This window comes from Actinoplanes sp. NPDC026619, from assembly GCF_040638295.1.
Taxonomy (GTDB): Bacteria; Actinomycetota; Actinomycetes; order Mycobacteriales; family Micromonosporaceae; genus Actinoplanes.
In genome coordinates this window covers 612,402-624,596 of the sequence record NZ_JBEZYA010000001.1, presented here as the reverse complement: position 1 = coordinate 624,596, position 12,195 = coordinate 612,402, and the positions used below count along the sequence as shown (strand labels likewise).

The 12,195-nt window shown below is 73.1% G+C and carries 9 protein-coding genes; 5 read left to right on the top strand and 4 right to left on the bottom strand.

Features of this window, described 5'->3' with window-relative positions; all coding sequences use genetic code 11:
- The first annotated feature begins 56 nt into the window (after positions 1-56).
- The 4 genes from AB0E90_RS03035 (at position 57) to AB0E90_RS03020 (ending at position 5,880) form a co-directional block, all read left to right on the top strand.
- Positions 57-1,907, top strand: a complete 1,851-nt coding sequence (locus AB0E90_RS03035; protein ID WP_360398371.1) for a hypothetical protein — start codon at positions 57-59, stop codon at positions 1,905-1,907.
- Positions 1,908-1,946: 39 nt separating this feature from the next.
- Entirely contained in the window at positions 1,947-2,990 is a 1,044-nt protein-coding gene (locus AB0E90_RS03030) for a hypothetical protein (protein ID WP_360398369.1), read from the top strand.
- Between the two features lie 86 nt (positions 2,991-3,076).
- The gene (locus AB0E90_RS03025) at positions 3,077-5,554 is read left to right on the top strand and encodes a tetratricopeptide repeat protein (RefSeq protein WP_360398367.1); all 2,478 of its coding nucleotides are present in this window, start codon (positions 3,077-3,079) and stop codon (positions 5,552-5,554) included.
- A gap of 65 nt (positions 5,555-5,619) precedes the next feature.
- A complete protein-coding gene (locus AB0E90_RS03020; protein ID WP_360398365.1) occupies positions 5,620-5,880 on the top strand; it encodes a hypothetical protein in 261 nt (86 codons plus the stop codon).
- Here the strand turns inward: AB0E90_RS03020 and AB0E90_RS03015 are convergent.
- From AB0E90_RS03015 to glpK, 4 genes are read right to left on the bottom strand one after another with little or no spacing between them, the layout of a single operon-like run.
- Positions 5,852-7,312 carry a diguanylate cyclase gene (locus AB0E90_RS03015; protein WP_360398363.1) on the bottom strand — a complete coding sequence of 487 codons (1,461 nt, stop codon included), beginning with the start codon at positions 7,310-7,312 and terminating at the stop codon, positions 5,852-5,854. The two genes, AB0E90_RS03020 and AB0E90_RS03015, sit on opposite strands and share 29 nt — an antisense overlap.
- Positions 7,313-7,344: 32 nt before the next feature.
- On the bottom strand, positions 7,345-8,112 hold the full coding sequence (locus tag AB0E90_RS03010; RefSeq protein WP_360398361.1) for a DeoR/GlpR family DNA-binding transcription regulator: 768 nt from the start codon (positions 8,110-8,112) through the stop codon (positions 7,345-7,347).
- A 5-nt stretch (positions 8,113-8,117) separates the two neighbouring features.
- Positions 8,118-9,815, bottom strand: a complete 1,698-nt coding sequence (locus AB0E90_RS03005; RefSeq protein ID WP_360398359.1) for a glycerol-3-phosphate dehydrogenase/oxidase — start codon at positions 9,813-9,815, stop codon at positions 8,118-8,120.
- Positions 9,816-9,829: 14 nt separating this feature from the next.
- The gene (glpK, locus tag AB0E90_RS03000; protein WP_360398357.1) at positions 9,830-11,308 is read right to left on the bottom strand and encodes a glycerol kinase GlpK; all 1,479 of its coding nucleotides are present in this window, start codon (positions 11,306-11,308) and stop codon (positions 9,830-9,832) included.
- 119 nt (positions 11,309-11,427) lie between these two features.
- Here glpK and AB0E90_RS02995 point away from each other — a divergent pair, with 119 nt between their 5' ends.
- Positions 11,428-12,195 (top strand): IclR family transcriptional regulator, encoded by a 768-nt coding sequence (locus AB0E90_RS02995; RefSeq protein ID WP_360398354.1) that lies wholly within the window; start codon positions 11,428-11,430, stop codon positions 12,193-12,195.

The following is a 12,195-nucleotide window of genomic DNA, read 5'->3' as shown; positions in this document are numbered from 1 at the left end:
CTGGTATGCGAATCGCATATTTCTGCCGTGTTACGCGGCCGTGGTCAGCTGCGCTGGTGAAGACGCATCTGGCCCTCGCCCTTTCGATACCGCTCGTCCTCGTCGGCGCCGCGCCGGCTGCCGCCACCGCCACCTCCCGCAGGACCGTCGCCGCCGGGGAGACCTGGCTGGTCCCGTCGACCACCAAGCTCTCGTCGCTCACCCTCGCCGCGGGCGGGACGATCGCCGCGCCCGCCGGTGACGTGCTGACCCTGACCGTGAACGGCGTCGAGCAGGGCTCGAAGCTCACCGCCACCGGCGCCACCACCACGGCGATCGTGCCCGGCACCTACCGCGGCGACGTCGTCGTGTCGGTGACCGAGGCCAACGACGTCGCGTTCGGCGGGCTCACCTTCCCGTTCCGGCAGGCGGTCTTCGTCGGGCCGTCGGGCGTGGCCGACGCCAAGTCGGTGCGTGCCGCCGTAGCGCGCGACGGCAGCATCACGTCCACCGGCGAGGCGTTCAACGGCGTCTACGTCGACGGCGCCACCTACGCTCTGCGCAACCCTCGGATCAGCCTGACCGGCAACGGACGATCCGATTTCGTGGGGTACGGCGCGGCGATCGTCGGCAACAACGGGGCCCGTCTCACCGTCGACGGCGCGGACATCGACAACCGCGGCGCGGTGCGTACCGGTGTCGTGGCCGACGGCGGTAGCACGGTGGTCGTCAAGAACTCCCGCATCCACACCGCCGACGGGGTGCTGCCGGCCGGCTACGTGTCCACGGTCGACACCTCGCTGATGGAGGACGTGCCGTGGATGCTCGGGCTCTCCGGCAACGCGCGGGCCACCAACCTGCTCGGCAACGGCACCAAGGCCGCCTACGTCAACTCGGCGATCTCGTCGCAGGGCTGGGGCGTGCTGTCCACCGACAACGGGCAGAACACCCAGCTCGCCTCGATCAACAGCTCGGTCCGGATCACCGGGAAGGACGGCTACGGGTCGTACGCCATCGGGAACGCGACCGAGCGCTTCCTCGGGTCGTCGCTCGACGTGGCCACCTATGCGGCGATCAACCGGGGTGGGTCGCTCTATTACGGCGACAGTTCGCGGGCCGCGGTGTCGTCCGTGAACTCGTCGCTCGGCCTGGGGCTCTCGGCGAGTGAGCTGGCGAGGCTCACGCCGCGCCGGACGACCATCAACTCTGACAAATGGGGCGTCATGTGGCACGGCGCCGGGACCGTGGACGTCAGCGGCGGCACCGTGATCAACACCCGGCGGGCCACCTTCCTCGACAAGGGGCAGCAGGTCGGCATCACGGTGGACGGGTCGAAGGGGGCCCGGCTGAACCCGGCCGACGGCGTACTCCTGCAAATGATCGAGGACGATGATCCGGGGCCGCAGATGGTCGACGGCAAGCTGGTCAACACCGGGGTCTACACCGAGCCGGCCGGGACACCGGCCAAGGCCGCGTCGTTCGACGTGACCGCGGCGCACGGCGCCGACGCGGTCGCCACGTTCACCGACATCGCGCTGAAGGGTGACTTCTACAACGCGATCCGGGGCAGCGCGGCCACCGGGAAGAACCTGGTGCTCACCCTCGACGGCGGCAGCCTGGCCGGCCGGGTCACCTCGGCGGTATCCCGCCACCGGGTCGCCACCATCACCTCGGCCGACTACCAGGAGCTGGGCGTGGTCACCGACACCCCGGCCGCGGCGGTCAACAACGGCGCGCTCGTCGCGCTGACCGGCGGCGCCGACTGGACCGTGACCGGCACGTCGTACCTCACGAAATTGACCCTGGGGGCCGGCTCCGCGGTGACCGCGCCGCACGGCCGGCAGCTGGTGATGACCGTCGATGGCGTCCGGGTGAACCCGCGGGCCGGCGGCACCTGGTCCGGCGCGATCGTGCTGGCGGTCCAGTAGCACCTGTCGCCGGCCCGGCCCCGTTGTAAGCTCCGCGCCATGTTTTCCGGTGACCCGGATGCCGACCTGCGGGGCCTGGCCGGCGACGCGCGCTTCCCGCACCGCGATGCCGCCCGGCACGCGGTGCGGTTCCGCGAGACCGGAGACATCGCGGCGCTGGTCGCCGTCCTTGACGACCCGCACCCGTGCGGCACGACCGAGATGCTGTTCGCCGCGGCGTGCGCGCAGCGCCCCTGGCTGAACTGGGTGCCGATGCCCGGCGAGGCGCTCTGCAACGTGGCCGACGAGGTCGGCCGCCGCCGGGTCGAGGGCGAGGAGATGACGCTCACCGGCCTGGCCGTGTCGGCGGCCGAGCCGCCCAGCGCGACCGCCGCCTGCCAGCGGGTGGCCGGCCCGGTCGACATCGCCATCGACGAGTTCCCGTCGCCCGACATCCGGATCCCGCTGCGCTCCGGGCGGTACAAGGCGTGGCGCTACGACGGCATCCGCCCGGTCCCGGCCGTCCCCGCGCCGTCCGCCGAGGCGGTCGACAAGCTGCACGAGGTGGCCGGCGAGCCGTGGCCGTCGCCGCTGTCCGGCTACCTGCAGGCCGAGCCGCTGGGCAAGCTGCCGATCGCCGACCTGCTCGGCCTGCTCGCCCACCTGCCCCCGCCGCCGGAGACCCGCCGCTGGCAGCACCTGGCCCGGACGACCCCGACCTACTGGTACCGCCTGCTGCAGCCGTGGGTGTGCCTGGCCCTGCTCCGGCACGGCGACGAGGGCCGCGAGGCGCTGGCCGACCTGGCCTTCGGCGCCGAGGACTGGGTGTCGGACGCGGCGCTGTTCGCCCTGATCACGACCGCCTACCGGGAACCGCGCCGGCGCGCCGAGGTGCACGACCTGGTCCGGGCCCGGCTGGACGCCGCGATGGCCGCGCCGCGCGTGGTCACCATCGAGGATTCCCTGGCCCAGCTGATGCTGATCACCCCGGGTTGCACGCCCGGCGAGCGGACCCTGGCCGCGGCGGTCCTGACCCGCGCCGCCACCCCGGCGCCGCCCGAGCCGGAGCCGCCGAAACGCCGCTGGTGGCAGCGCCGGAGCTGATTCTCTTTCGCATTCACCGATTCGGGTGATCAATTGCCCGGCGTAGTTAAATGGACATCGGTCCACTGCGAGGAGTCGTGCGATTGATGTGGCGAAAAGCCCTTTGGGCGCTTTTCTTCGTGGTGGCGGTGGCGATCGCCACGACGGTGACCGCGATCCTCGCGGTGGCGACCAACGCGGCGACGAACGTGGCGGGCCGGTGGCCGCTGGGCCTGGAGCACATCCGGCTGCATCCCTTCGCCTGGATGGCCGGTTCGGCCGGGGCCGCGATTCTTGCCGCGCTTCTGCTGTATTCGGTTCAATCTCGTCTCGAGCGCGACAAACCGCATCCGGACCCGGTCAAGTTCGGCCGGCTGCCCCGCGCCAAGGACGTCGACCGGCTCGGCACATTCGGCATTCATCCGGCCATTCCCTTGCAGCGGCCGGGCCGCAATTCGCTCGATCCCGATCTACCGGTGTACGTTCCGCGCGATTTCGACCCGCAACTGCGGCAGATGCTCGAATCGATGCGCCGGTCGGGCGGGTTCGTGCTGCTGGTGGGCGACTCGGCCGCCGGCAAGTCCCGGTCCGCGTTCGAGGCGGCCAAGGCGGTGCTCGGCCGGTGGCGGGTGCTGGTCCCGGCCTCCGCCGAGCAGCTCAACACGGCGGTCGCGGACGACCGGATCCCGGCCGGGACGATCATCGTGCTGGACGAGATCCAGGAGTACCTCCACGAGCCGGGCGGGCTCACCGTCTCGACGATCCAGAGCCTCCTCTCCGGACGGCGCGAAGTGATCATCATCGGCACGATCTGGCCCGGCCGGCTGGCCCGGCTCCTCGGCACCGAGATGCCGAGCGAGCAGTGGGACGCGGTCAACCAGAGCCGCCGTATCCTGAGCGCGGCTCAGCGGGTCGCGGTGACGCCGTTCTCGGCGGCCGAGCAGGAGCGGGCCCGTGACCGGGCCGGCCTCGACCCCCGGCTGGCCGAGGTGATCGGCACCGAGGAGGCCATCACCCAGTCCCTGGCCTGCCGATCGGAGTTGCTCCAGCGATGGCAGCTCGCCGAGGACCCGGCCGGCGCGGCCGCCATCTCGGCGGCGATCGACGCCCGGCGGTGCGGGCATCCGGCAACCATCCCGGCTGAGCTGCTGGCCGCGCTGATTCCGCACTATCTGACCGCAACCCAGCTCGCCGCCCTCACCGGCGACTGGCTGGCGAGCGCCCTGGCCTGGGCGTCGCTGGCCGTCCGGCCGCGCACCGGCGTCGCGCCGCTGGTCCCGGTCGGCAGCCGGGCCGCCGAGGTGGACGGCTTCCAGGTCAACGACATGCTCGTCGAACAGGCCGCGCGGGAGACGGGCCACCCGGTGCCGGAGACGTCGTGGTGGACGCTCGCCGATCAGGCCGCCGAGGACACCTGCCTGAGCATCGCGATCGCGGCGCTGCAGCAGTCGCGCCGGCCGGTGGCGTTGCGGGCGCTCGGCCGCGCTGCCACGGCCGGCCGATCGCCGGCGATGCTCCTGCTCAGCATCGTCCGGTACGAGACCGGCCGGAAGAAGGAGGCGCTGCGGTGGGTGCGGCGGTCGATCGAGGCGGGGAACTCCGACGCGATGGTCGTGCTCGGCCAGTTCGAGGCCGCCGCCGGGCGTCGTGACGAGGCCACCCGGTGGTACGAGGCGGCCGCCGAGGCCGGCAACGGCGGCGGCATGAACCGCCTCGCCCTGCGGGCCCGGGACGCCGGTGATCTGGCCACCTTCGAGTCGTGGGCCACCCGGGCGGTGGCGGCCGGCCACGTCGACGCGCTGAACAGCCTCGGTGTCGCCAAGCTGGACAGCGGCGACGAGGACGAGGCGATGGTGTTCTTCCGCCGAGGCGCGGAGGCCGGGGTCGCGACCGCGATGGCCAACCTCGCGGGCATCGAGAAGAAACGCGGGAACGACGACGAGGCACGGGCGCTGTACCGGCAGGCGTTCGAGAACGGCATCGGCGACGTGGCGCACGACCTCGCGCATCTGGTCGACGACGATGCGGAGACGCTGCGGCTGGTCGAGTTCGGGGCCGAGCAGGGCGACGTCGGCGCGATGGCTCATCTCGGCGAGATGCTGGCGAAGCAGGGCCGGGCGGAGGAGGGCGAGAAGTGGCTCCGGCGGGCGGTCAAGCGTGGCCACACCGGCGCGATGTACGGCCTGGCCGCCGGGTTCGAGGACCGGGGTGACGACGCGCAGGCGGAACGGTGGTACCGCCGCGCGCTCGACGCCGGCTTCACCGAGGCGGGGATTCCCCTCACCACCCTCCTGCGCCGGCGCGGCGACTGGCCGGCCGTGGAGGAACTGGCGCGGCGGCTCGCCGAGGACGGCGACTCCAGCGGCATGAACTCGCTCGGCAACGTCCTCATGAAGCGCGGGGAAAAGGCCGAGGCGGAGCAGTGGTACGCGCGGGCCGCCGACGCCGAGAACGAGGCCGCGATGCTCAACCTCGGCCGGATGCGCTTCTGGCGCGGCCGATTCCGGGACGGCTGGCGGCTGATGCGGACCGGCGCCCGGATCCGGGCCGATCTGATCATGAAGAAGTCACGCAAGAGGGGATGATCCGGTTGCGCTCCGTGCACAAAGTGAGGTCACCGTGCGTGCGGAACCCTCGGTAGGGTCGCACGATGACGCTCGAGTTCAACTCGCCGGGCGGCATCGCCAACACCGGCCGTGACCAGGTGGCCGGGGCCGCCCGTGACGACGCCGCGAAATACACGACCGTTCACCTGCTCGACGTCCAGCGCGCTCTCGGCCGTACCCCCGAGGCGCCGGAGGCCGGACTCGCCTGCACCGCCGCGGTGATCGCCCGGATCGCGCCGGCGATCGACTTGATCGAGGCGGCCACCGGCCGGGCGTCTACCGACCTGTTCCCGGTGCTGTCGTGAGCCCGCTGACCCGGTTGCGGCCGGCGCGTTTCGCCTCGTAGAGCGCCTGGTCGGCGGCGTCGATGGTGGTCGCGACACCGGCGCTGAAGGTGACCGGGATCGGGCCGGGCTCCGCCGCCAGTCGCCGGCGCAGGCCGTCCACCCGCTCGTACGCCTCGGCGAGCGTGAGTCCCGGCATGACCAGCACGAACTCCTCACCGCCGTAGCGGGCGACGAGGTCGGCCGGGCCGTGACCCATCGACAGGAACGTGGCAACCTGCTGAAGCACCCGGTCGCCGGCCGGATGGCCGTGCTCGTCGTTGACCCGCTTGAAGTGGTCGACGTCGATGACGGCCATCGCCGCGCCGGGATGCTGGTCGAGGAAGCCCATCAGGTGCCGGCGGTTGTGCAGGCCGGTCAGCGGGTCGCGGCTGGCCTGCTCGGCCAGGTCGCGCCGCAGCGCGTCGATCACCTCGAGCTGGTCGCGCAGCGCCTGCTGCTGGCGGCGGGACTCGGTCACGTCCCGGGCGACCAGGGTCCAGCCGGCCAGGCCGCCGCGGCCGTGCAGCGGGCTGACCCGGACCTCGAAGTCCGCATCGATTGCTTCCGCCCGCACGTCGAAGACCATGTCGCCGGCCGGGTCGAAAGCCGGCAGGCCGGGCAGCAGATCGGCCACGGGTGTGCCGGCGACCCACTCGCCGACCCGATTCAGGCGCTGGATGATCCGGCGGGCCGCCGGGTTCGCGGTGACCACCGCCTGTGAGCTGTCCAGCACCACCACGGCGTCCGGGATGACGTTCACCACCTGCGACCGGGCGACCGGGAACAGGGCGAGCGCGCCCCAGGTGAGGCGGCCCAGGAACAGCACCGTGCCCACCGTCACCGCGAGCGACAACGTGACGCCGGTGTTGCCCAGGGCGGTGGCGATCGCGGAGCCGCCCCCGCAGATCACCGGCGCCAGCAGCGCCATCCAGGCGAGGGTGATCCGTCGCCCGGACACCTGGCCCGAGCGAGTGCGGCGGACCACGAAGGCGGCGGCGCCGGCGGTGTAGGCGAGGGCGTAGGCCAGATGGACGGCGATCGGCAGGCCCAGCCGCATGTCCGGGGCCGGATCGGCCAGCGCCGCCACCGTGATGAACAGTGGTTCGACCAGCGCGAGCAGGTGGCGCCGGCGGAATTGGAGCCGCCGGTCGGCCAGACCGACGGCGATGCCGCCGAAGCCGGTGGTGAGGAGCGCTCCGGCGGCCGCGGGGTAGAGCGCCGGGTGCCACAGCGTCGTCCCGGGCACGCTGCTGATCAGGTAGGACAGCGACATGACGGCCAGGCCCAGGGCCGCCACCGCGATCGGCGGGCCGACGTTCAGCTCCCGGCGGGCACGCCAGGCCACCACCGCACACGACACCGCGCACGTGATGACCAGTGCGTAGCCGATTGCCAGCAGTGAGCCCACCATGGTCCTTGCCATCGGCGGGGAGCGGCCGGTCTTTACGGAACGTCGGCGACCAGCAGTCGCCCGACCCGCTGCCGCAGCACCGAACGGGCCGGCCGGCTCAGGCCGGCGTCGGTGACCAGCACGTCGGCGCCGTCCAGCGGGGCGATCATGGCGGCTGACCGCACCCCCCACTTCCCGTGGTCGGCCAGCACCACCGTGCGGCGGGCCGCGGCGACCAGGGCGGCGCCGGTGCGGGCCTCGGCGAGGTCGGGGGTGGTGAAGCCGGAGCGGGCGGCCATGCCGTGGACGCCGAGGAACACCACGTCGAGGTTGAGCCCGGCCGCGGTCCGTTCGGCGACCGGCCCGGTCAGAGCGCCCGACCGGGTGCGGATCCCGCCGAGCAGCACCACCGTCTGGCCGGGCCGGCCCCCGTGGTGGAACGCGTCCGCGACGTCGAGCGCGTTGGTGACCACGGTCAGGCCGGGCACGTCGAGCAGCTCCCGGGCCAGCAACAGGGTGGTGCGGCCGGCCAGGATGCCGATCGCCTCGCCCGGTCGCACCAGGCGGGCGGCCGCGGCGGCGATGGCCACCCGGGCCCGGTGCGGGCCCGGACCCGGCCCGGCGGCGAGGGCCGGGCCGGGAGTCAGCGCCATCGCCCCGCCGCGCACCCGGGCGACGAGGCCCCGCCCGGCGAGCGCCTCGACGTCGCGCCGTGCGGTCACCCCGGAGACGCCGAGGCGGTGGCCCAGATCGGTGATCCGGGCGCCGCCGGTCTCGTTGATCTCCGCGAGGATCCGGGCCTGCCGCTGCTCGGCGTACATGGGGGTCAGGCCGCGGTCGCGGCGAGCCGGGTCGCGTCGGCGGTCTCGTCGTCCGGCTGTTCCTGCGCCGCGCGGTCGGCCGCCACCCGCGACCGGTAGGCGGCGATCTCCCGCTCGGCGTCGGCTGCGGTCCAGCCGAGCGCCCCGGCGATCAGGTCCGCGGTGGTCCGGGCGGCGGTCACCCCGCGGTCGGCGGTTTCGATAGAGATGCGGGTACGGCGAGTGAGCACGTCGTCCAGGTGCCGCGCCCCTTCGTGAGTGACCGCGTAGACCACCTCGGCGCGCAGGTAGTCGGGCGCGCCGGTGAGCGGCTCGGCCAGCGACGGGTCGGCCTCGACCAGGCCGAGGACCTCGTCGATCAGGGTGCCGTAGCGCTTGAGCAGGTGCTCGATGCGGCCGACGTGCAGCCCGGCCCGGCGGGCCAGCTGCGCGCGCCGGTTCCAGGCGGCCCGGTAGCCGGCCGCGCCGAGCAGCGGGACCTGGTCGGTGCAGGACGCCGGCACCCGGGTGTCCAGGTCGCGGACCGCGGCGTCGACCGCGTCCGCGGCCATCACCCGGTACGTCGTGTACTTGCCCCCGGCCACCAGGACCAGGCCGGGCGCGAGCGTGTCGACGGCGTGCTCGCGGGACAGTTTCGCGGTGGTCGCGGCGTCGGCGGACAGCAGCGGCCGCAACCCGGCGTAGACGCCCTGCACGTCGTCGCGGGTCAGCGGGGTGGCGAGGCTCTTGTTCACCTCGTCGAGGAGGTAGTCGACGTCGTGCGCGGAGGCCGACGGGTGCGCCTTGTCGAGGTTCCACGGGGTGTCGGTGGTGCCGATGATCCAGTGCCGGTCCCACGGGATCACGAACAGCACGCTGGTGGCGGTGCGCAGGATCATGCCGGTGTGCCCGGCGATCCGGTCGCGCGGCACGACCAGGTGGATCCCCTTCGAGGCAGTGATCTTGAACTGGCCGCGCTCGCCCTTCATCAGTGACTGGATGTCGCTGGTCCACACCCCGGTCGCGTTGATCACGGTGCGGGCCCGGATCTCCAGCTCGGCGCCGGTCTCGTTGTCGCGGGCACGGACGCCGACGACCCGGCGGCCCTCGCGCAGGAAGCCGGTCACCTCGGTCCGGGCGGCGACCTGAGCCCCGTACGCCGCCGCGGTGCGCACCAGGAACATGGTGTGCCGGGCGTCGTCGACCTGGGCGTCGTAGTAGCGGATCGCGCCGGCGAGGGACTCGGGCCGCAGCGCCGGGAACGCCTTGAGCGCCTCGGTCCGGGTCAGGTGCCGGTGGCGGGGGAGGCCGGCGCCCCAGCCGGAGAGCGCGAGAGTGTCGTAGAGGGCGAGGCCGGCCCCCGCGTACAGCCGCTCCCAGCCGCGGTGCCGCAAGGGATAAAGAAACGGCACCGGGCGTACGAGGTGCGGAGCGAGCCGCTGGAGGAGCAGGCCGCGCTCCCGTAGCGCCTCGCGGACCAGGCCGAAGTCGAGCATCTCCAGGTAGCGCAGGCCGCCGTGGATCAGCTTGCTGGACCGGCTCGACGTGCCGCCGGCGAAGTCGCGGGCCTCGACCAGGCCGGTGGACAGGCCCCGGGTGGCGGCGTCGAGGGCCGCCCCGGCGCCGACCACGCCGCCGCCGATGACGAGGACGTCGAGTTCCTCAGCGGCCAGCGACGCGAGGGCGTCGGCCCGGGCCTGCGGCGAGATAACTCCGGTATTCATCTGTTGTCCTTCCGTCAGCCGACGCTGACCCAGTCGAGGGTGCGGTCGATCGCCGCTCGCCAGCGGGTGGTTCCTTCGTCGCGTCGCTCCGCCGACCAGGACGGCTGCCAGCGCCGGTCCTCGCGCCAGTTGGCGCGCAGCTCGTCCGGCGACGTCCAGAAGCCGACGGCCAGCCCGGCGGCGTAGGCGGCGCCGAGCGCGGTGGTCTCGGCGACCGCGGGGCGGCTGACCGGCACGCCGAGGATGTCGGCCTGCAGCTGCATGCACAGCGCGTTCGCGGTCACCCCGCCGTCGACCTTGAGGCAGTCCAGCGCGGTGCCCGAGTCGGCCGCCATGGCCTGCACGACGTCGCGGGTCTGGTAGCAGATCGCCTCGAGCGCGGCCCGGGTGATGTGCGCGGCGGTGTGGTAGCGGGACAGCCCGACGATGGCGGCCCGCGCGTCCGGCCGCCAATAGGGGGCGAACAACCCGGAGAACGCCGGTACGAAGCAGACGCCCTCGCTGTCGGCGACCGAGGCGGCCAGCTCCTCGCTCGCGCCGGCCGAGTCGATCACGCCGAGCTGGTCGCGCAGCCACTGCACGGCCGACCCGGTGGCCGCCACCGAGCCTTCCAGGGCATAGATCGGGGCGCCGGTGCCGAACCGGTAGGCGACCGTGGTGAGCAGGCCGTGCGTCGAGCGGACCGGGGTGGTGCCGGTGTTGAGCAGCACGAAGTTGCCGGTGCCGTAGGTGCACTTGGCCTCGCCGGGGGCGAAGCAGGTCTGCCCGAACAGCGCCGCCTGCTGGTCGCCGATGGCGGCCGCGATCGGCACCCCGGGCAGCACCGCCTCCGCGTGGCCGTAGATCTCCGCCGACGACCGGATCTCCGGGAGCATCGGCCGCGGGATGCGGAACAGCCGCAGCAGCTCGTCGTCCCAGTCCAGGGTGTGCAGGTTCATCAGTTGCGTACGGCTGGCGTTGGTCACGTCGGTGAGGTGCCGGCCGCCGGTGAGGTTCCAGATCAGCCAGCTGTCCATGGTGCCGAACAGCACCTCGCCGAGCTCGGCCCGCTCGCGCAGGCCGGGGACGTGGTCGAGCAGCCAGGCGGCCTTGGTGGCGGAGAAGTAGGTGGCCGGCGGGAGGCCGGTCTTCTCGCGCAGCAGGTCGGCGTCGAGCGCGGCGATCGACGCCGCGGTCCGGGTGTCCTGCCAGACCAGCACGTGGTGCACCGGCCGGCCGGTGCGGCGGTCCCAGATCAGCACGCTCTCGCGCTGGTTGGTGATGCCGATGGCGGCCAGGTCGGCCGCGCCCAGGCCGGTGTCGGCGAGGGCGCCGTCGATCGTCTTGAGGGTGTTCTCCCAGATCTCGTTCGCGTCGTGCTCGACCAGCCCGGCGCCGGGCAGGATCTGCCGGTGCTCCAGCTGGTGCCGGCCGATCTCGTGGCCGGCCCGGTCGAAGATCATGAATCGCGTGCTGGTGGTGCCCTGATCGATCGCCCCGACGAAGTCGGCCACATCGCCTCCCGTTGACTCCTGCGGAGGGGACGCTAGGGAGCGGTGTGACGAGGGTCAACGCGTTGCGTGCGACAATGTCGCACGTTGGCATCGCGCCAATAGAGCGGTAGTCTCACGCGGTGCCCGGGATGATCCAGTCCATCGAGCGGTCGTCGGCCGTGTTGCGCCTGCTGGCGGCCGGTCCCGACCGGCTGCGGGTCAAGGAGATCGCCGACGCGCTCGGGCTGCCCAAGTCGACCGCGCACAGCATCCTGCGCACCCTCGAGCACGTCGGCTTCGCCGAACAGGACCCGCGCACCGCCCGCTACCGGCTCGGCCGCGGCCTGCTCGACCTCGGCAGCGGCGGGATCGACGTCAACGAGCTGCGCTCGCGCGCCCTCGACTGGGCCGACGCGCTCGCCTCCCGCAGCGTCGAGTCGGTGCGGATCGGGGTCCTCGACGGGGTGTCGGCCCGGGTCATCCACCACGTCTTCCGGCCCGACGACACCACCCAGGCCATGGACACCGGGCTGGTCATTCCGGCGCACGCGACGTCGCTGGGCAAGGTCCTGCTGGCGTACGACGTGATGGCCGCGGACGGGGCGACGAGGGCCGGGCTCGACGCGTACACCCGGAAGACCGTGACCGATCGCCGGGCGTTGGCCGGATCGCTCAGCGAGATCCGCGCTCAGGGCTGGGGTTGTGCGGTGGAGGAGTGGGAGATGGGGCGCGCGGGTATCGCGGCGCCGATGCGCACCTTCGGCGGGCTGGTGGTCGGCGCGATCGGCATCTTCGGGCCGGTCGAGCGGATCTGCGACAGCCAGCTGCGGCCACGCGCCGCGCTCGTCGAGCAGGTCTGTGCGACGGCGCGCTCGGTCTCCCTCGATCTGAGCGGGCCGAGGTCGTGA

Bases quoted from the DNA above. Each gene is read 5' to 3' on its own strand.
- AB0E90_RS03030 (WP_360398369.1), top strand. From the start codon at position 1,947: ATGTTTTCCGGTGACCCGGATGCCGACCTGCGGGGCCTGGCCGGCGAC.
- AB0E90_RS03025 (WP_360398367.1), top strand. From the start codon at position 3,077: ATGTGGCGAAAAGCCCTTTGGGCGCTTTTCTTCGTGGTGGCGGTGGCG.
- AB0E90_RS03020 (WP_360398365.1), top strand. From the start codon at position 5,620: ATGACGCTCGAGTTCAACTCGCCGGGCGGCATCGCCAACACCGGCCGT.
- AB0E90_RS03015 (WP_360398363.1), bottom strand. From the start codon at position 7,312: ATGGTGGGCTCACTGCTGGCAATCGGCTACGCACTGGTCATCACGTGC.
- AB0E90_RS03010 (WP_360398361.1), bottom strand. From the start codon at position 8,112: ATGTACGCCGAGCAGCGGCAGGCCCGGATCCTCGCGGAGATCAACGAG.
- AB0E90_RS03005 (WP_360398359.1), bottom strand. From the start codon at position 9,815: ATGAATACCGGAGTTATCTCGCCGCAGGCCCGGGCCGACGCCCTCGCG.